At 72.0% G+C, this 19862-nt stretch carries 17 protein-coding genes; 13 read left to right on the top strand and 4 right to left on the bottom strand.

Annotated elements, in window-relative coordinates:
• Positions 1-2: 2 nt before the first annotated feature.
• Together ACFY3J_RS27160 and ACFY3J_RS27155 are read right to left on the bottom strand one after the other, a co-directional pair.
• Positions 3-1670: a PucR family transcriptional regulator gene (locus tag ACFY3J_RS27160; RefSeq protein ID WP_384175114.1), complete on the bottom strand. Its 1668-nt coding sequence runs from the start codon at positions 1668-1670 to the stop codon at positions 3-5.
• A gap of 116 nt (positions 1671-1786) precedes the next feature.
• A complete protein-coding gene (locus ACFY3J_RS27155; RefSeq protein ID WP_384175725.1) occupies positions 1787-3589 on the bottom strand; it encodes a glycoside hydrolase family 15 protein in 1803 nt (600 codons plus the stop codon).
• 515 nt (positions 3590-4104) lie between these two features.
• On the opposite strand from ACFY3J_RS27155, the gene ACFY3J_RS27150 reads away from it, so the two are divergent.
• From ACFY3J_RS27150 to ACFY3J_RS27110, 9 genes are all read left to right on the top strand, one after another.
• On the top strand, positions 4105-5772 hold the full coding sequence (locus tag ACFY3J_RS27150) for a CTP synthase (protein ID WP_225076028.1): 1668 nt from the start codon (positions 4105-4107) through the stop codon (positions 5770-5772).
• An 85-nt stretch (positions 5773-5857) separates the two neighbouring features.
• A complete protein-coding gene (locus ACFY3J_RS27145) occupies positions 5858-6484 on the top strand; it encodes an NUDIX domain-containing protein (protein WP_384175116.1) in 627 nt (208 codons plus the stop codon).
• A gap of 160 nt (positions 6485-6644) precedes the next feature.
• Positions 6645-8732, top strand: a complete 2088-nt coding sequence (locus ACFY3J_RS27140; RefSeq protein WP_384175118.1) for a tetratricopeptide repeat protein — start codon at positions 6645-6647, stop codon at positions 8730-8732.
• A gap of 135 nt (positions 8733-8867) precedes the next feature.
• On the top strand, positions 8868-9992 hold the full coding sequence (gene ald / locus ACFY3J_RS27135; RefSeq protein WP_141362313.1) for an alanine dehydrogenase: 1125 nt from the start codon (positions 8868-8870) through the stop codon (positions 9990-9992).
• A gap of 400 nt (positions 9993-10392) precedes the next feature.
• Positions 10393-11529 (top strand): ParA family protein, encoded by a 1137-nt coding sequence (locus tag ACFY3J_RS27130; RefSeq protein WP_384175121.1) that lies wholly within the window; start codon positions 10393-10395, stop codon positions 11527-11529.
• Positions 11514-12083: a hypothetical protein gene (locus ACFY3J_RS27125; RefSeq protein ID WP_384175123.1), complete on the top strand. Its 570-nt coding sequence runs from the start codon at positions 11514-11516 to the stop codon at positions 12081-12083. Before ACFY3J_RS27130 ends, ACFY3J_RS27125 begins: the two co-directional genes overlap by 16 nt.
• A gap of 497 nt (positions 12084-12580) precedes the next feature.
• Positions 12581-13714 (top strand): segregation and condensation protein A, encoded by a 1134-nt coding sequence (locus ACFY3J_RS27120; protein ID WP_390841920.1) that lies wholly within the window; start codon positions 12581-12583, stop codon positions 13712-13714.
• Positions 13711-14385 carry an SMC-Scp complex subunit ScpB gene (gene scpB, locus ACFY3J_RS27115; protein WP_384175125.1) on the top strand — a complete coding sequence of 225 codons (675 nt, stop codon included), beginning with the start codon at positions 13711-13713 and terminating at the stop codon, positions 14383-14385. Before ACFY3J_RS27120 ends, scpB begins: the two co-directional genes overlap by 4 nt.
• On the top strand, positions 14385-15446 hold the full coding sequence (locus ACFY3J_RS27110) for a pseudouridine synthase (protein WP_390841914.1): 1062 nt from the start codon (positions 14385-14387) through the stop codon (positions 15444-15446). Before scpB ends, ACFY3J_RS27110 begins: the two co-directional genes overlap by 1 nt.
• Positions 15447-15471: 25 nt before the next feature.
• Here the strand turns inward: ACFY3J_RS27110 and ACFY3J_RS27105 are convergent, their stop codons facing one another.
• Together ACFY3J_RS27105 and ACFY3J_RS27100 are read right to left on the bottom strand one after the other, a co-directional pair.
• Positions 15472-16164 (bottom strand): DNA polymerase beta superfamily protein, encoded by a 693-nt coding sequence (locus ACFY3J_RS27105; RefSeq protein WP_384175129.1) that lies wholly within the window; start codon positions 16162-16164, stop codon positions 15472-15474.
• Positions 16165-16186: 22 nt separating this feature from the next.
• Entirely contained in the window at positions 16187-16660 is a 474-nt protein-coding gene (locus ACFY3J_RS27100) for a Rieske (2Fe-2S) protein (protein WP_384175131.1), read from the bottom strand.
• A 217-nt stretch (positions 16661-16877) separates the two neighbouring features.
• On the opposite strand from ACFY3J_RS27100, the gene aroH reads away from it, so the two are divergent.
• From aroH to ACFY3J_RS27080, 4 genes are all read left to right on the top strand, one after another.
• Positions 16878-17240 (top strand): chorismate mutase, encoded by a 363-nt coding sequence (gene aroH / locus ACFY3J_RS27095; protein ID WP_225076036.1) that lies wholly within the window; start codon positions 16878-16880, stop codon positions 17238-17240.
• Entirely contained in the window at positions 17237-18322 is a 1086-nt protein-coding gene (locus ACFY3J_RS27090; RefSeq protein WP_384175133.1) for a prephenate dehydrogenase, read from the top strand. Before aroH ends, ACFY3J_RS27090 begins: the two co-directional genes overlap by 4 nt.
• Positions 18323-18411: 89 nt before the next feature.
• Positions 18412-19107: a (d)CMP kinase gene (gene cmk / locus ACFY3J_RS27085; RefSeq protein WP_384175135.1), complete on the top strand. Its 696-nt coding sequence runs from the start codon at positions 18412-18414 to the stop codon at positions 19105-19107.
• Positions 19065-19808: a lysophospholipid acyltransferase family protein gene (locus ACFY3J_RS27080; protein ID WP_384175137.1), complete on the top strand. Its 744-nt coding sequence runs from the start codon at positions 19065-19067 to the stop codon at positions 19806-19808. Before cmk ends, ACFY3J_RS27080 begins: the two co-directional genes overlap by 43 nt.
• The last annotated feature ends 54 nt before the right edge of the window (positions 19809-19862 follow it).

The following is a 19862-nucleotide window of genomic DNA, read 5'->3' as shown; positions in this document are numbered from 1 at the left end:
GCTCACGACACGTGCCGGCGGGCCCGCAGGGCCAGACTCAGAGCCAGGACCGTCTGCGGGTCGTCGAGGTCGGTGCCCAGCAACTCCCCGATCCGGGCCAGGCGGTTGTAGAGCGTCTGCCGGTTCAGGTGCAGCTCGCGGGCGGTCTCCGCCTTGCGGCCCGCGTGCGCCAGATACGTCTGAAGGGTGGGCAGCAGCGGCGGCTTCGAGCGCCGGTCGTGGTCCCGCAGCGGGCCGATCGCGCGGTCCACGAAGGCCGCCAGGTCGGGGTGGTCGCGCAGCCGCCACAGCAGCAGGTCGATGTCCAGGCGGCGGGCGTCGTACCAGGGCCGGTCCGGCAGCCCCTGCGCCGCCGTCGCCGCCTCCGCCGCGTGCCGCAGGCCCGCCGAGGCGGCCGCCCAGCCACCCGCCACACCGACGACCACCACCTCCGGCTGCCCGCCCGGCCGCCGCATCCCGGCCCGCTCCACACCCGCCCGCAGGGCCGCCGCGACCCGGTCCGCGACGGTGGGCCGCTCCGCCTCCGCGCGCAGGCCGATCAGCAGCGGCACCCGGCCCTCGACCGGCCGCACGCCCAGCAGCACCGGCACGCCCACCGAGGCGAGTTCCTCGGCGACCGCGCGGGCCAGTACCGCCCAGCCTCCGCCGCCGGCGGCCGCGCTCGGCCGGGCGGTGTCCCCGGTGGAGGCGAGCGCGTCGCCGAGCCGCATCACCACGGGCAGCAGCGGGCTGTTGCCCGGCTTGAAGCCGAGGACCCGGGCCTGCGCGGGAGCGTCCTCCGCGGCGATACGCCCCTCGGCGAGGTCGGTGAGGAAGTCGCCGCGGCCCCGCGCCGCCAGCTCCTCCTCCTGGCGGGCCTGCATCAGCACCACGGCCAGGAGACCGGCCGCCCGCTCGGCGGCCATGCGGTGCACCGGGGCCAGCGGCGAGCGGACCGGCAGCAGCACGAGCCGGGCGCGCACCGAGCCGGTGCCGGGTCCGCCGCCGGGCACGTCCACGACGACCGAACCGGCCGTCGGCGCCGCGTCCTTGCGCTGGCCGCGCAGTCCCTCCCAGACCTGGAGCGGATCGGCGCCCTCGGGACCGGAGCCGGCCGCGTACAACAACTGCCCGTCCGGGGTCTCCAGGAAGACCGGGTTGCCGCCGAAGTCGGCCAGGATGCCGAGCACCTGCGGCACCCCGCCGCCGCCGAGCAGTGCCTGAGTGCAGCGGCGGTGCACCTCCTCGGCCCGCTGGAGCAGCGCGTAGTGGCCGTTGACGATCTCCGTGTGGATCTCCTCGGTGACCGCCACGAACGGCACCTCGCGGTGCAGCTGGACGAGGGGGAGGCCGGCGGACCGCGCGGTCTCGACGAGGGCGGTGGGCAGCCGGGTGAAGCGCGGGCCCAGCTCCACCACCAGGGCCGCGATGCCGCGGTCGGCGAGGGTGCGGACGAAGGCCCGCTGGTCGGCGGGGCGGGTGCCGAGTCCGTAGCCGGTGGTCAGCAGGAGTTCGCCGCCCTTGAGGAGGGAGGCGATGTTGGGGACCTCGCCGGCGTGCACCCAGCGGACGGTGCGGGTCAGCTTGTCGGCGCCGGCGAGGACCTCGGGGAGGCCGCTGCGCAGGCCGGGCAGTTCGAGGGCGCGCCGGACGGTGATGCCGGTGCCCTCGGTGTCGAATCTGCGGTCCATGAAGCGGACGCTACCTCTGCCCGCGACGCGGCGGCAGCGCCGGGTGGCCGGAGCGGTCCGACCACCCTGAGCTGGGCTGACCGCCGGGCGGGCGCGCTCGCCCGCCCGGCGCCGGGTCAGCCTCCGTAGGCGCCGCTCGCCGTCAGGCGCAGGGCCGTGTCGATCAGCGGCACATGGCTGAAGGCCTGGGGGAAGTTGCCCACCTGGCGCTGGCGGCGCGGGTCCCACTCCTCGGCGAGGAGGCCCAAATCGTTGCGGAGCGAGAGGAGCTTGTCGAAGAGCTTGCGCGCCTCGTCCACGCGGCCGATCATCGCCAGGTCGTCGGCCATCCAGAAGGAGCAGGCGAGGAAGGCGCCCTCGTCGCCGGGCAGGCCGTCGACGCCCGCGTGGTCGCCGTCGGTGGGGTAGCGCAGGATGAACCCGTCCGTGGTGGACAGCTCGCGCTGGATCGCCTCGATGGTGCCGATGACCCGCTTGTCGTCCGGCGGCAGGAAGCCCATCTGCGGGATGAGCAGCAAGGACGCGTCCAGCTCCCGCGAACCGTAGGACTGCGTGAAGGTGTTGCGCTCCTTGTCGTAACCCTTCTCGCACACCTCGCGGTGGATGTCGTCCCGCAGCACCTTCCAGCGCTCCAGCGGGCCGTCGGCCTCCCCGGACTCGATGAGCTTGATGGTGCGGTCGACGGCGACCCAGGCCATGACCTTGGAGTGCACGAAGTGGCGGCGCGGCCCGCGCACCTCCCAGATGCCCTCGTCCGGCTCCTGCCAGTGCTTCTCCAGGTACTGGATCAGCTTGAGCTGGAGCAGTGAGGCGTAGTCGTTGCGGGCCAGGCCCGTCATGTGGGCCAGGTGCAGGGCCTCGGTGACCTCGCCGTAGACGTCCAGCTGGAGCTGGTGCGCTGCGCCGTTGCCCACCCGGACCGGCGCGGAGTTCTCGTAGCCGGGCAGCCAGTCCAGCTCCGCCTCGCCCAGCTCGCGCTCGCCGGCGATGCCGTACATGATCTGGAGGTTGTCAGGGTCGCCGGCGACGGCCCGCAGCAGCCACTCGCGCCAGGCGCGGGCCTCCTCGCGGTAGCCGGTGCGCAGCAGCGAGGACAGGGTGATCGCCGCGTCGCGCAGCCAGGTGTAGCGGTAGTCCCAGTTGCGTACGCCGCCGATGTCCTCGGGCAGGGACGTGGTGGGGGCCGCCACGATGCCGCCGGTCGGGGCGTAGGTCAGGGCCTTGAGCGTGATCAGGCTGCGGACCACGGCCTCGCGATAGGGGCCGTGGTACGTGCAGTGCCCGACCCACTCGCGCCAGAACTCCTCCGCCGCCTCCAGCGACTGCTCCGGCTCCGGCAGCGGCGGCGGCTCCTTGTGCGACGCCTGCCAGGAGATGGTGAACGCGATCCGGTCACCGGGAGCGACGGTGAAGTCCGCGTACGTGGTCAGCTCCTTGCCGTAGGTCTTCACCGATGTGTCGAACCACACGGAGTCCGGACCCGCCACCGCCACCGTGCGGCCCTCGTGCCGGTGCACCCACGGCACGACCCGGCCGTAGGAGAAGCGCATGCGCAGCGTCGAGCGCATCGGCACCCGGCCGGTGACGCCCTCCACGATGCGGATCAGCTGCGGGGCGCCGTCGCGCGGGGGCATGAAATCGGTCACGCGGACCGTGCCGCGCGGGGTGTCCCACTCGGATTCCAGGATCAGCGAGTCGCCGCGGTAGCTGCGCCGGGCCGCCGTGGGCGGCTGTGTGCCGGCCGCGTGCGCCGGGCCGATCCGCCAGAAACCGTGCTCGTCGGTGCCCAGCAGGCCGGCGAAGATGGCATGGGAGTCGAAGCGGGGCAGGCACAGCCAGTCGACTGTCCCGTCCCGGCAGACCAGGGCAGCGGTCTGCATGTCTCCGATGAGTGCGTAGTCTTCGATGCGCCCGGCCACGTGCAACTCCAGTCGAACGGCCACGTCACACCCCGCGAAGGGGCTGTCGCTAGTGCGGTCAAGGGGTGGTTGTAATGCGTCGTCGAGCGGTGGGGGGAACCGCCGGTCGGCCGTGGGGGCAGAACGACAACCCTTGCTCAACGAACTGACGAGCTCTTGTTGTTCCGGGTCATACGGACGGGGTGGTGCCGTTTTGCCGGCCGGGCTCCTCAGCGAGTGTCCGAGCAGGATACGACGCACGTAGATGATCTGCGTGCCGCTCCGGGCAACCCGGGTGCGCCGAACGAGTGAGCCATGGGTGAGGGACCTGTGAGTGGTACGCGCACGTGTCGGGGCGTGCGCGGAGCGTGGCCGGGAGCCATGCCCGTCAGGCGCTGATACCCTGGTAGCCCGTGGACCGGTGGGCTCGAAACCCCCGAACCGCAGCGACGGCGCCTCAGCCGGACACCCGGGTTCCCCGGACCGGCCAGCCGTACCGCACGACAAACCGCGACCACGGGAGCCCCCTCTTGGCCATGCCGCCCGCTGCTTTCCGAAACAGCAAAGCCACGACGACCAAGCACATCTTCGTCACCGGGGGTGTCGCCTCCTCGCTCGGCAAGGGCCTCACCGCCTCCAGCCTGGGCATGCTGCTGAAGGCCCGGGGCCTGCGCGTCGTGATGCAGAAGCTGGACCCGTACCTCAACGTCGACCCGGGCACGATGAACCCCTTCCAGCACGGTGAGGTGTTCGTCACCAACGACGGCGCCGAGACCGACCTGGACATCGGCCACTACGAGCGCTTCCTCGACCGCGACCTGGACGGCTCCGCCAACGTCACCACCGGTCAGGTGTACTCCACGGTCATCGCCAAGGAGCGGCGCGGCGAGTACCTGGGCGACACGGTGCAGGTCATCCCGCACATCACCAACGAGATCAAGCACCGCATCCGGCGCATGGCCACCGACGAGGTGGACGTCGTCATCACCGAGGTCGGCGGCACGGTCGGCGACATCGAGTCGCTGCCGTTCCTGGAGACCGTCCGCCAGGTCCGCCACGAGGTCGGCCGGGACAACGTCTTCGTCGTGCACATCTCGCTGCTTCCCTACATCGGCCCCTCCGGGGAGCTGAAGACCAAGCCGACCCAGCACTCGGTCGCCGCGCTGCGCAACATCGGCATCCAGCCGGACGCGATCGTGCTGCGCTGCGACCGCGAGGTGCCCACCGCGATCAAGCGCAAGATCTCCCTGATGTGCGACGTCGACGAGGCGGCCGTGGTCGCCTGCCCCGACGCCCGGTCGATCTACGACATCCCGAAGGTCGTGCACTCCGAGGGCCTGGACGCCTATGTCGTGCGCAAGCTGGACCTGCCCTTCCGCGACGTGGACTGGACGACCTGGGACGACCTGCTGGACCGCGTCCACAAGCCCGAGCACGAGATCACCCTGGCCCTGGTCGGCAAGTACATCGACCTGCCCGACGCCTACCTGTCGGTGACTGAGGCGCTGCGCGCCGGCGGCTTCGCCAACAGGGCCCGGGTGAAGATCAAGTGGGTCACCTCCGACGACTGCAAGACCGCGGCCGGCGCCGAGCAGCAGCTCGCCGGCGTCGACGGCATCTGCATCCCGGGCGGCTTCGGCGACCGCGGCGTGCTCGGCAAGGTCGGCGCCATCCGCTACGCCCGTGAGAACGGGATCCCGCTGCTGGGCCTGTGCCTGGGCCTGCAGTGCATCGTGATCGAGGCCGCGCGCAACCTCGCCGACATCGCGGACGCCAACTCCACCGAGTTCGACCCGGCCACCGGCCACCCGGTGATCTCCACCATGGCCGAGCAGATGGACATCGTGGCCGGCGAGGGCGACATGGGCGGCACGATGCGGCTCGGCATGTACCCGGCGAAGCTGGCCGAGGGCTCGATCGTGCGCGAGGTCTACGACGGCAAGGAGTACGTCGAGGAGCGCCACCGCCACCGCTACGAGGTGAACAACGCCTACCGCGCGGAGCTGGAGAAGAAGGCGGGCATCGTCTTCTCCGGCACCTCCCCGGACGGCAAGCTCGTCGAGTACGTGGAGTACCCGCGCGAGGTCCACCCCTACCTGGTCGCCACCCAGGCGCACCCGGAGCTGCGCTCGCGCCCGACGCGTCCGCACCCGCTGTTCGCGGGCCTGGTGAAGGCCGCCGTCGAGCGGAAGAACTCCAAGTAGCACACCCGGTTGTACGGTTGCGGGGGTGCGTACCGTCACAGGTGCGCACCCCCGTTCTGTTTGCGCACGTCGGAAAGGCCAGGGCATGACGATCAAGGACATCCCGGAGGAGTGGGAGATCCGGGCCACCAGCACCCCGTTCGTCGGCGGCAAGACCTCCGTCCGCACCGACGACGTCGTCATGCCCGACGGCTCCGTGGTCACCCGCGACTACCAGGTGCATCCGGGCTCCGTGGCCGTCCTCGCCCTCGACGAGGAGGACCGGGTGCTGCTGATCCGCCAGTACCGCCACCCGGTGCGTCAGCGGCTGTGGGAGATCCCGGCGGGCCTGCTCGACGTGCCCGGCGAGAACCCGCTGCACGCCGCCCAGCGCGAGCTGTACGAGGAGGCCCACGTCAAGGCCGAGGACTGGCGGGTGCTGACCGACGTCTACACCACCCCGGGCGGCTGCGACGAGTCCGTGCGGATCTTCCTCGCCCGGGGCCTGTCCGAGGCGGTCGGCGAGCGCTTCGCGGCGGAGCACGAGGAGACCGACATGGAGCACGCGCGGATGCCGGTGGACGAACTGGTACGGGGCGTGCTCGCGGGCGAACTGCACAACAACTGTCTGGTGGTGGGCGTCCTGTCGCTGGTCGCCGCGCGCCGGGGGGACGGACTGGACGCTCTGCGCCCGGCCGAGGCGCCCTGGCCGGCGCGCCCCTTCGCGTCCTGAACACACTGTCGACCCCTGCGGTGTGACGATCGCCTGATCCGATCGGGCGACGTGTCCGCCGTGCTCCTCACGGTTCGTCGCAGAGCGTGAACTAGGCTCTGGAAACGCCCGAACCGGAGTCCCGGCGGGCTTGCACGTGCGTGGGACGGGAGTGTGGCCCGTGACGGATCAGGCGGTGGACGCAGGTGGCGTGAACCTGTCCGGCGGGGACCGGTTCGCCGCGGCCGCGAAGAGTCTCTTCCTGGGCCGCACACGGGAGTTGAAGGAGCTGTGCGCCGACATCGAGCGGGCCGGCCTCGACACCCTGGCCGGCCGCAAGGAGCCACGCGCACGCGTCCTGTTGATCGCGGGCAGGCCCGGCTCCGGCCGTACGGCGCTCGCCGAGGAACTGGTGGGGCAGGTCGCGCAGCGTTACCCCGGCGGTGTGCTGCGCGCCAGGCTCACCGAGCCCGACGGCACCCCCGTACCCGTCGAGGCCGTCGCCCGCGACCTGCTCACCGCCCTCGATCTGCCGACCCCGCCCGGCGCCGCCGAGGACGACCTGACCGAGGCCCTGCGCACCGCCCTCGCCGAGCGCCGGGCGCTGCTCCTGCTCGACGACGCGGCCGGCGCGGACCAGGTCGACGCGCTGCTGCCGGAGAACGCCGACTGCCTGCTCGTCGCCGTCGCCCGGGGCCCGCTCACCGGGATCGCCGACGTCCGTCCGTGCACCCTGGGCGGCCTGGACACCAAGTCCGGCGTGGAGCTGCTGGCGCAGCGCATCGACCCGGTGCGCATCACCGTCGACCCGCGCGCCGCCGAGAGCCTGGTCGAGGTCTGCCAGGGCCAGCCCGCCGCGCTGACCCTGGCCGGCGGCTGGCTCGCCGCCCACCCCCAGGCGGCCGTCGCCGACCTCGCCAAGCAGCTGCGCGCCGATCCCGACGAGCGCTCCGTCCTCGACCGGGTGCTGCGGTTCGTGCACGGCACCCTGTCCGGCCCGGCCGCCCGGCTGCTGCGCCTGCTCTCCCTCGCCCCGGCCGGTGACGTCGACCCGCAGACCGCCTCCGCGCTCGCCGGCTGCTCGGTCGAGGCCGCCCGCGGCTTCCTCGACGACTTCGCCGAACTCGGCGTGCTGCGCGCCGTCCCCTCGCCGCTGCCGTGCTACGAGGTCCCCGGCTGCCTGCACCCGCTGCTGGCGGACCTCGCCGAGCGCCAGGACCGCCCCGCCGAGCTGCGGCTCGCCCGCGCCCGGATGCTGGAGCGGACCGTGCGGCTGCTCCAGTCCTGCCGGGCGATCACCGAGACCGACAGTCCCGAGACCAGGGAGAGGCTGAAGAGCCTGCCTCCCGGGCTGCGCTTCGCCACTCCGCGGGCCGCCGAGAAGTGGCTGCGCGCCCGCAGGCCCGCCCTGCTCGCCGCGGCCCGACTCGCCGTCGCCGACGGCGAACTGGACACCCTGGCCCGCCGCTTGATGTCCCAGCTGGTGCGGGCCATGGTGGCGCACATCGGCACCCAGGCCGCCGCCGGTGACCTCTACGGCATCCACCGGCTCGTCCTGGACGTGGCCGAGCGGCGCGGGCTGCCCCGGGAGAAGGCCGCCGCCCTGCTGAACCTCGCCGACCTGGACGCCCGCACCGGGCGTACGGCGGGGGCGCTGGCCCGCTACCGGGCGGCGCTGGACGCCGGACGGGAGGCCGACGACCCGTACGCGATCAGCCGCGCCATGGAATCCGTAGGCAGCGCCCACCAGGAGCTGGGGGACTACGACCGGGCCGCCGACTGGTTCGGCCGCGCCCTGGCGCAGCGGCTCGCGCGCGAGGAGCGCGAGGACGCCGCCCGCCTCTACGGCCGTATCGCCACCGCGCACACCTACACGGGCCGCTACGGCGAGGCCCTGCGCAACTGGCGGGCGGCCGCCGCCGCCCACCGCAAGGCGGGCGATGTCGCCGCCCACGCGCGGGCGTTGAGCGAGCTGGCGCGCGTCCAGGAGTACGCCGGGCGGCCCGAGGACTGCCTGCGCACCTGCCAGGAGGCGGTGGAGTGGGCCCGCCACGCCGAGGACGTACGGCTCCAGGCGGCGCTCCAGCTGCGGCTCGCCGACACCCTGGAACGGCTGGGCGACACGGTCACGGCGGCCCTGCACCGCGGAACGGCCCGGCGCATGCTCGGCGACGAGGTCCCTGCGGCCGTGGAAGGCGGTCCGGAGGGCCCATTGACGGCAGGAGAAGCCAATGCCTGCGAAATCCGCAGTGCATCCACTGAAGATTGATGCAATGAAAGGCTAGACAGAGAGAAAGCCTTCATTAGACTGGGTCTGCCGCTCGTTCTCCTGCGGTGCTGCCTGGTATGCCCCCGCATGCCGGGGTACGTCTGATATTGCCCCACATTCTCTGAGCCAAGGACCGTGATCGACGTGAAGGTCGGCATCCCCCGCGAAGTCAAGAACAACGAGTTCCGGGTGGCCATCACCCCCGCCGGCGTGCACGAGCTCGTGCGTAACGGCCACCAGGTCGTCGTCGAGCGGAACGCGGGCGTCGGCTCCTCGATCCCGGACGAGGAGTACGTGGCCGCCGGCGCCCGGATCCTCGAGACCGCGGACGAGGTCTGGGCCGCCGCCGACATGGTGCTGAAGGTCAAGGAGCCCATCGCCGAGGAGTACCACCGCCTCCGCAAGGACCAGATCCTCTTCACCTACCTGCACCTGGCCGCCTCCAAGGAGTGCACGGACGCCCTGCTGGAGTCCGGCACCACGGCGATCGCCTACGAGACCGTCGAGCTCCCGAACCGCGCGCTGCCGCTGCTCGCCCCGATGTCCGAGGTCGCGGGCCGCCTCGCGCCGCAGGTCGGCGCCTACCACCTGATGCGCGCCGCGGGCGGCCGCGGTGTGCTGCCGGGCGGCGTCCCGGGCGTGCCGGCCGGCGAGGCCGTCATCATCGGCGGTGGCGTCTCCGGCTGGAACGCCGCGCAGATCGCCATCGGTCTGGGCTTCCACGTGACCCTCCTGGACAAGGACATCAACAAGCTCAAGGAGGCGGACAAGATCTTCGGTACGAAGATCAAGACCGTCGTCTCCAACGCCTTCGAGCTGGAGAAGGCCTGCGTGGAGGCCGACCTCGTGGTCGGCGCCGTGCTCGTCCCGGGCGCCAAGGCCCCGAAGCTGGTCAGCAACGAGCTGGTGTCCCGGATGAAGGCCGGAAGTGTCCTTGTCGACATCGCGATCGACCAGGGCGGATGCTTCGAGGACTCCCACCCGACCACGCACGCCGAGCCGACCTTCAAGGTCCACGAGTCGGTGTTCTACTGCGTCGCCAACATGCCGGGCGCGGTGCCCAACACCTCCACCTACGCGCTGACCAACGCCACGCTGCCGTACATCGTCGAACTCGCCAACCGCGGCTGGGTGGAGGCGCTGCGCCGTGACCCGGCGCTGGCCAAGGGCCTCAACACCCACGAGGGCAAGGTCGTTTACCGCGAGGTCGCCGAGGCCCTCGGCCTGGAGCACGTCGCGCTGGAGTCCCTGCTCGGCTGAGCGGGTCGCCAAGTCGCCAAGGTGTGAAAGGCGATACGTCAACACGCGTCGTCAACCTCGCACGACCGGCCGGACCTTGTCCCACAAGGTCCGGCCGGATGTGTGTATGGTCACTTCGCCGCACTCGGTCAACTCGCCTCGAACGCAACCATTCGACCGATTCACGCACCGGTGAAACCTGCCGTGCGACGGTCGTACGCCCTTGACAGAGGGATGTTCCATTACCGACACATCGGGCCGGGTCCGGCGGATTGTGTTGCTGCGGACCGCCGACACGCCATAGAGTCGCCAATCGTCGGCATGGTGCCACGCTGACCTGTCTAGAAGTCCCCTGGTCACCAAGGAGGTAAGACGACTTGTGAATGAGTCGACATTTTCTCCCGGGGGTGGTCAACCAGGAATGCCTGCGACGGGCCAGGGCCCCACGCGGCTCGAGGCTGTCGGCTCCGTTGCTGTGCGCACCTTCGCAGCCCACCAGAGTCACCGGACATCAGGGGTGACTCAGCCAGCACACCCAAGCATGGATGGCCATCACGTGAACGCCATGGCCGGCGACGGAAGTGGCGCGCCCCACAACCACTTCGCCGACTACGACGAACTGCCCGAGGGGCACTTCTACGACCCCGACGCCGAGTACGAGCCCGACCCCGAGTACGCGGCCACGCTCGCGCCCGACGCGGCCCGCCAGCGCCGTGAGCGCATCGGCCCGACCGGACGCCCGCTGCCGTACTTCCCGATCCCGGGTCCGCTGACCGACCACGGCCCCGCGAAGATCATCGCGATGTGCAACCAGAAGGGCGGCGTCGGCAAGACCACGTCGACCATCAACCTGGGTGCCGCGCTCGCGGAGTACGGCCGCCGGGTGCTGCTCGTGGACTTCGACCCGCAGGGCGCGCTCTCGGTGGGTCTCGGCGTCAACCCCATGGAGCTCGACCTCACCGTCTACAACCTGCTCATGGAGCGGGGCATGTCCGCGGACGAGGTCCTGCTGAAGACGGCGGTCCCCAACATGGACCTGCTGCCCAGCAACATCGACCTGTCGGCCGCCGAGGTCCAGCTGGTGAGCGAGGTCGCGCGCGAGTCGACGCTCCAGCGCGCCCTGAAGCCGCTGATGGACGACTACGACTACATCGTCATCGACTGCCAGCCCTCGCTCGGCCTGCTCACCGTCAACGCCCTCACGGCCGCGCACAAGGTGATCGTGCCGCTGGAGTGCGAGTTCTTCGCGCTGCGTGGTGTGGCGCTGCTGACCGAGACCATCGAGAAGGTCCAGGAGCGCCTCAACCCGGAGCTGGAGCTCGACGGGATCCTGGCCACGATGTACGACTCGCGCACCGTGCACAGCCGTGAGGTGCTCGCGCGTGTCGTCGAGGCGTTCGACGACCACGTGTACCACACGGTCATCGGACGCACGGTCCGCTTCCCGGAGACCACGGTCGCCGGTGAGCCGATCACCACGTACGCCTCCAACTCCGTCGGTGCCGCCGCCTACCGCCAGCTCGCCAGGGAGGTGCTCGCCCGGTGTCACGCCGAGTGAGTCTGCCGGGGGCCGACGAACTGTTCCGTACGACAGGGGGAACGGCGCTCCAGCCGTCCACTCCCCGACGCCAGGCAGGCGGCGAGGCCCGGGTGCCCGCCCCCGCGGCGGAGGGCGACGCGGCCGCCTCGGCGGAGGACGCGCCGCAGTCGGTGCCCGCGCAGGGCGGCGACGGCGAGGGCGCGGAGCACGTGGCGGTGGAGGCGGGACCGACGGACGCGGGCGAGTCCCGCAGCCGGTCCGCGACCGCGGAGCGCCCCGCACGGCGTTCGGCGGCGGCGCAGGAAGGTTCTGCCGCCGCGCAGCCACGCAAGCGGGGCCGCGGCGCGGCGCGCCGGCCCAGCGGGCGGGAACGGCACGACGAGAAGATCACCGTGTACGTGTCCGCCGAGGAGCTCATGGACCTGGAGCACGCCCGGCTGGTGCTCCGCGGCGAGCACGGGCTCGCCGTGGACCGCGGGCGCATCGTCCGCGAGGCGGTCGCCGTGGTGCTGGCCGACCTGGAGTCCCGTGGCGAGGCGAGCATCCTGGTACGGCGGCTGCGCGGCCGTTAGCCGTCCGCGCGGGCGGTAAGCGGTAGCCTGCGACGGCCATGACCTCGAACGACGCTCCCACCCCCACTGGCCGCAGACGCGCCCTCGGCCGCGGCCCGGGAACGGCATCCCCACCCCCGGCTCACCCACCCGAGCCGCCCGCGTCCCAGGACGAGCGCCCCGAACCGCCGGCCGCGCCTCCGGAGCCCATGTCCGCACCCGGGGCCGCCGAGCAGCCTTCCGAGCCGTCGGTACGGGCTCCTGAGCCTCCGGTGGACCTCTCAGGGGACGGCCCGGTGGGCCCGGCCGCCGGGCAGCCGGCCGAGCCGGCGATCGGCGTTGCCGAGACTGCGGCGGCCGGGCCAGGCGGCTCGACCGTGCCCCGCGCCGGTTCCGACACGACGGCCGGGCCGGGGGCCGGGGATGTCTCGCAGCCGGCGGTCGCGGGCGGTTCCCGGGCGGAGGCTCGTGGCGTCCTCGGACCAAAGGCTGACGCGGGGCGCCGGGTGGAGGCCGTGCTGGAGCCGGGGGACGTTTCGGAGCCGGCGGTCGCGGGCGGTTCCCGGGCGGAGGCTCGTGCTGCTTCCGAAGCGGAAGCTGATGAGGGGCGCCGGGCGGAAGCCACGCCGGACTCCGGGGCTTCGGCGCAGTCGGCGTTCGCCCCCGATGCGCGGGTGGAGGTCCGCGTTGCCCTCGGATCGGAGATCGATGGGCGGCACCAGGCCGAGGCCTCCTCGGTGCCCAGGGCTGTTTCCGGCATGGGGGCCGAGGCCGGGCCGTCGTCCGAGGGGGCCGGCGACGGGGACGGTGCTGTCGGCGACGGGGTGTTCAAGGTTCGGCTGGCCAACTTCGAGGGGCCGTTCGACCTGCTGCTCCAGCTGATCTCAAGGCACAAGCTGGACGTCACCGAGGTGGCCCTGTCCAAGGTCACCGACGAGTTCATGGCGCACATCCGGGCCATGGGACCCGACTGGGACCTGGACCAGACGACCGAGTTCCTGGTCGTGGCCGCCACCCTGCTCGACCTCAAGGCGGCCCGGCTGCTGCCCGCGGCCGAGATCGAGGACGAGGCCGACCTGGCGCTGCTCGAAGCACGCGACCTGCTGTTCGCCCGACTGCTCCAGTACCGCGCGTACAAGCAGATCGCCGACATCTTCAGCCGCCGACTGGACGAGGAGGGCCGGCGCCACCCCCGTACCGTCGGGCTGGAACCCCACCACGCCGAACTGCTGCCCGAGGTCGTCATCAGCATCGGCGCGGCGCGCTTCGCCGAACTCGCGGTCAAGGCGATGCAGCCCAAGCCCAAGCCACAGGTGTACGTCGACCACATCCACGCGCCGCTGGTCAGCGTGCAGGAGCAGGCGGGGATCGTGATCGCGCGGCTGCGGGAGCTGGGTGAGGCCGGCTTCCGGGAACTGGTGGCCGACACCGACGACACGCTCACCGTCGTGGCCCGCTTCCTCGCCCTGCTGGAGCTGTACCGCGAGAAGGCCGTGGCCCTGGACCAGGAGACCGCCCTCGGCGAGCTGATCGTGCGCTGGACCGGCGGTGACGGGGACGAGACGCCCACCGTGACGGACGAGTTCGACCGTCCGCCCGAGGAGCCCAAGGATCCCGAGGTGCCCGAGGAGCCCAAGGAGGAGAAGGCGTGAACGAGGAGACCACCGACCCGTCCGCGGGTCCGAGCACCGTCGCCGACCTCGACCTCAAGCCTGCCCTGGAGGCCGTCCTCATGGTCGTGGACGAGCCCGCGACCGAGGAGCACCTGGCGAAGATCCTGCAACGGCCCCGCCGGCAGATCGCGGACGCGTTGCGCGAACTGGCCGACGAGTACACCGTGCAGCGCCGCGGCTTCGAGCTGCGGCTGATCGCCGGCGGCTGGCGTTTCTACACCCGCCCCGAGTACGCGGCCGCCGTCGAGGGCTTCGTCCTGGACGGCCAGCAGGCCCGGCTCACCCAGGCCGCCCTGGAGACCCTCGCCGTGGTCGCCTACCGCCAGCCGGTCAGCCGCAGCCGCGTCTCCGCCGTCCGCGGAGTCAACTGCGACGGAGTCATGCGTACGCTGCTCCAACGCGGTCTGGTCGAGGAGGCGGGCGCGGAACCCGAAACAGGTGCGATCCTGTACAGGACGACGAACTACTTCCTGGAGCGGATGGGCCTGCGCGGTCTGGACGAGCTCCCGGAACTCGCGCCCTTCCTCCCCGAGGCGGAGGCGATCGAGGCCGAGACCCAGGAGGGCGTACCGTCGTTCGACCCGGACGCTCCCGATGACGCGCCGGGCGCAGACGGCGACCACACGACGAACACGACGACGGAACTTTGATGCGAAGCAGCGGCAGCGGCAGGAACGGCGGGCGCGGCAACTACCGCGGTGCCGGCAACAACAGGGACGAGCGGCAGGGGCAGGACCGCCCCCGCAAGCCCCGACCCGAGGAGCGCCGCTACGACGTCGGCCCCGGCGCGACCAAGGACGGCCCCAAGGCCGGGCGCGGCGGATCCGCGCGCGGTGGCGCCAAGGGCGGCCCCAGGCAGCCCCAGCAGGGCGGCCGTACGGCTCCGGCCCGCTCCCGCGAGTACGAGACGCGGATGGAGGAGCGCAACCGCGAGCGGTACGCGGGCAAGAAGGACGTCAAGCTGCCCAAGACCTTCCCGGGCGCCGAGCAGGAGGGCGAGCGGCTTCAGAAGGTGCTCGCCCGCGCGGGATACGGTTCGCGGCGCGCCTGCGAGGAGCTGATCGAGCAGGCCCGGGTCGAGGTCAACGGCGAGATCGTCCTGGAGCAGGGCCGCCGGGTCGACCCGGAGAAGGACGAGGTCAAGGTCGACGGCCTGACCGTGGCCACGCAGTCGTACCAGTTCTTCTCGCTGAACAAGCCCGCCGGTGTCGTCTCCACCATGGAGGACCCGGAGGGCCGCCAGTGCCTCGGTGACTACGTCACCAACCGCGAGACGCGCCTCTTCCACGTCGGCCGGCTCGACACCGAGACCGAGGGTGTGATCCTGCTCACCAACCACGGCGAGCTGGCGCACCGGCTGACCCACCCGAAGTACGGCGTGCGCAAGACCTACCTCGCGCACATCGTCGGTCCCATCCCGCGGGACCTGGGCAAGAAGCTCAAGGACGGCATCCAACTGGAGGACGGCTACGCGCGCGCGGACCACTTCCGGGTCGTCGAGCAGACCGGCAAGAACTACCTCGTGGAGGTCACCCTCCACGAGGGCCGCAAGCACATCGTGCGCCGTATGCTCGCCGCCGCGGGCTTCCCGGTCGACAAGCTCGTCCGCACCGCCTTCGGCCCCATCACCCTGGGCGACCAGAAGTCCGGCTGGCTCCGCCGCCTGTCGAACACCGAGGTCGGCATGCTGATGAACGAGGTCGACCTCTAGGGTCCTCCGTCTGGATCAGGCCGGCTCAGACGTCTCCCCGGCAGGCCGACGCGTGGCGGACACGGCGCAGGAAGTCCGCCACGCGTCGGTGATCGGGCTCCGAAGGGAGCGGGGTGCGGTCGGCGGCCTGTTCGGTCTCGGCGGCCAGGCGGGCCATCCGGGACTCGACCTCGGGCCACGGGACCTCACCCCGCCGCACCTCCAGGAGCGGTTCGCGCCGGTCGCCGACGTCGACCGTCAGCGTGCCGGTGCGCAGCAGGTCGCGGGCGCTGGTCAGCAGGCGCAGCAGGTGCATCGCGTGCTTCCAGCGCGGGGCGCCGTGCGTGCGGACATCGGCTTCGAGCTTCCCGCGCTGACTCAGCGCGTAGCGGGTGAACGTCCCGCACACCTGCCGGGAGAGGAACGCGCCGCGCAGGGACAGCAGTTCGCGGCCGGTGTCGTCCACGTACTCCACCAGTGGCGAGTGCAGGCACTCCAGGATGTTGGGGTTCGCGCGCAGCGCCAGCGCGCAGAAGCGCTCCAGCTCCCAGCTGAACTGCTCGTCGAGGGGTCCCTCCACATGCGTCGGCGGCTTCTCGAAGCGCCAGAACAGGGGAGTGGGCGCGACGAACACGCCCCTGCGGTCCGTGTCGCTGTCGTCCGTCGCCAGCCCGAAGGCCCGCGACCCCATGACACAGGCGTAGATGGTGTGGTCACGCACCAGGTCCTCGGGCTGCATGCCCGGGAGCGTACGCGGATCCTCACAGCAGGTGGATGGAATTTCCCTCCACCTTGATCTGCTTGGCGTCCAGCGGGCTGACCGCCGGCCCGTTGGCCACCGAGCCGTCGGCGATGCGGAACCTGCTGCCGTGGCAGGGGCAGTCGATCATGCCGTTGGCGATCTTGCTCACCGTGCAGCCCTGGTGCGAGCAGATCGCCGAGAAGGCCTTGAACTCGCCCTTCTTCGGCTGGGTGACCACGACCTTCTGCTCGGCGAAGACCTTGCCGCCGCCTTCCGGGATGTCGGCCGTGCTCGCCAGTTCCGGTCCGGTGGCGGACCCCTCCGTGGCGCCGGAGGCCGCCGAAGGGTGGGACGTCGTCCCGCCCGAGGGGGAGGCCGCCTCCGTGGAAGGTGACGTCTCGGATGTGCTGCTGCCTTTGGTGCCGCAGCCCGCCGCCGCGAGCGCCACCGCACTCGTGGCCAGAACCGTGCGCCGCGTCGAGCCCTGGGTCATGTCGTCACTCCGGGATTCCGGGGGAGGGAGGGAAGAGCTCCGAGCGGAGCATCAGCATCTTCGCATCGAATACGGTCAAGTCGAAGCACATCGTGACAGCGCGTAATAAACCACCCGTTTCCCCGGTCGTCTCAGCGGGCGGGCGCCGGTCACCCGTCCCACGCGGTCTGACTAGGCTGGACACGAGACCCGATTCACCTCAGCAAGGAGCAGCGCCGTGGCGGTACGAGCGGTCCGGGGGGCCGTCCAACTCGAGCGGGACGAGGCCGGGCACATGGACGAGCAGGTCGGGGCGCTGCTCACCGCCGTCCTGGAGCGGAACGGCCTGACCGCGGACGACCTGATCAGCATCTGGTTCACGGCCACCCCCGACCTGCACAGCGACTTCCCGGCCGCCGCGGCCCGCAAGCTCGGCATCGTCGACGTACCGCTGATCTGCGCCCAGGAACTGGACATCGAGGGCGCCATGCCCCGCGTCGTCCGCGTCCTCGCGCACATCGAGTCCGACCGGCCGCGCGACGAGATCGCCCACGTCTATCTCGGCGCGGCGGCCGCCCTGCGCAAGGACATCGCCCAGTGAGAAACGCACTCGTGATCGGCACCGGGCTGATCGGCACCTCCGCCGCCCTGGCTCTCGCCCAGCGCGGGGTGGTCGTGCACCTCGCCGACCACGACCCGGAGCAGGCCCGTACGGCCGCGGCGCTCGGCGCCGGCACGGACGAGGCCCCGGACGGGCCGGTCGACCTCGCCATCGTCGCCGCGCCGCCGGCGCACGTGGCGGGAGTGCTCGCGGACGCCATGCGCCGGGGCGCGGCCCGCGGCTACCTGGACGTGGCCAGCGTCAAGGGCGGCCCGCGCCGTGAGCTGGAGTCGATGGGCCTGGACCTGACCGGCTACATCGGCACGCACCCCATGTCGGGCCGCGAGCAGTCGGGTCCGCTGGCGGCGACCGGTGACCTCTTCGAGGGCCGCCCCTGGGTGCTCACGCCCACCCGGGACACCGACACCGAGGTCCTCAACCTCGCCCTGGAGCTCGTCTCGCACTGCCGGGCGGTCCCGGTCGTCATGGACGCCGACGCCCACGACCGTGCCGTGGCCCTCGTCTCCCACATGCCCCACCTGGTCTCCAGCCTGGTCGCCGCGCGTCTGAAGAACGCCGAGGACGCGGCCGTACGGCTGTGCGGGCAGGGCATCAGGGACGTGACCCGGATCGCGGCCTCCGACCCGCGGATGTGGATCGACATCCTGTCCGCCAACCCGGGACCGGTCGCCGACCTGCTCTCCGACATCTCCATCGACCTGGAGGAGGCCGTGCAAGCCCTGCGCGCCCTCCAGTCCTCCGACGAGGCCAAGCGCCGCGAGGGCGCCGCCGGCATCGAGGACGTGCTGCGGCGGGGCAACGCCGGCCAGGTCCGGGTCCCCGGCAAGCACGGGTCCGCGCCGCGGGTGTACGAGGTCGTCGCGGTCCTCATCGACGACCAGCCCGGCCAACTGGCCCGCATCTTCGCGGACGCGGGACTGGCCGGGGTCAACGTCGAGGACGTGCGCATCGAGCACGCCACCGGGCAGCAGGCCGGTCTGGTGCAGCTCATGGTCGAGCCGAAGGCGGCACCGGTCCTCACCTCCGCCCTGCGGGAGCGGGGCTGGGACATCCGCCAGTAAGAGGGCGTCCGGGAAGCCAGTAACCTTGTGCGGGGCGCTCTCGCGTCCCGCACACCACCCACCACCCTTCACCAGGAAGGTGCCCCGCTGTGGAATACGGCGCCGCCCGGACCGCCCAGCCCGTGATCGTCGCCATCGACGGTCCTTCCGGCACGGGCAAGTCGAGCACATCGAAGGCCGTGGCCGCACAGCTCGGCCTGAGCTACCTGGACACCGGCGCCCAGTACCGGGCGATCACGTGGTGGATGGTGACCAACGGGATCGACATGGACGACCCCACCGCGATCGCCGCGGTGGCCGGCAAGCCCGAGATCGTCTCCGGCACCGACCCCGCCCACCCGACGATCACCGTCGACGGCGTGGACGTGGCCGGTCCGATCCGCACCCAGGAGGTCACCGCCAAGGTCAGCGCGGTCAGCGCCGTACCGGAGGTGCGGACCCGGATCACCGAGCTCCAGCGCTCGCTGGCCGTGTCCACCGCGGCCGGGATCGTCGTCGAGGGCCGCGACATCGGCACCACCGTGCTGCCGGACGCCGATCTGAAGATCTTCCTCACCGCCTCCCCGGAGGCCCGCGCCGCCCGGCGCAGCGGCGAGCTCAAGGGCGCCGACGTCCACGCCACCCGCGAGGCCCTGATCAAGCGCGACGCGGCCGACTCCAGCCGCAAGACCTCCCCGCTGGCCAAGGCCGTCGACGCGGTCGAGGTGGACACCACCGAGCTGACGCTGGCACAGGTCATCGAGTGCGTGGTCACCCTCGTCGAGGAGAAGCGGGCCGCGAAGTGAGCCGTCCGCCGGAGCGTGCGGCGGGCCCTCCGTCGGAGCGCGGTGCCGACGTCGGCCGGCGGATCGGCGTCGGGCTGATGTACGGGCTGTGGCGCCCGCGCGTGCTGGGCGCCTGGAAGGTGCCCGCCACTGGCCCGGTGATCCTCGCGGTCAACCACGCGCACAACGTCGACGGCCCGATGGTCATGGGCGTGGCACCCCGGCCGGTGCACTTCCTGATCAAGAAGGAGGCGTTCGTCGGCCCGCTGGGCCCCTTCCTGACCGGCATCGGCCAGCTTCAGGTGGACCGGCACTCCGCCGACCGTTCGGCGATCACACGGGCGCTCGGCGTCCTGAAGCAGGGCGGAGCCCTCGGGATCTTCCCCGAGGGCACCCGCGGCGAGGGCGACTTCGCCTCCCTGCGGGCCGGGCTCGCCTACTTCGCGGTCCGCAGCGGCGCCCCGATCGTCCCGGTGGCCGTGCTGGGAAGTTCCGAGAGGCGCGGACGGTTGATAAAGGGGCTGCCTCCGCTGCGCCACCGGGTCGACGTCGTCTTCGGCGACCCGTTCGAAGCGGGCGACGAGGGCGGGCGGCGTACGCGCCGGGCCCTGGACGAGGCGACCGAGCGGATCCAGAAGCAGCTCACCGACCACCTGGAGAACGCCCGGCGACTGACCGGGCGCCAGGGCCTGTCCGCCGGACAGGCCCTGGGCGACACTTGAGTAGTGGATCACCGCGAACCGGTGGTGTTCCACCGATCACCACGATGAACGACG

It is taken from the genome of Streptomyces sp. NPDC001231, from assembly GCF_042896885.1.
In the GTDB taxonomy this organism is placed as follows: Bacteria; Actinomycetota; Actinomycetes; order Streptomycetales; family Streptomycetaceae; genus Streptomyces.
This window is presented reverse-complemented; position numbering and strand designations above follow the sequence as displayed.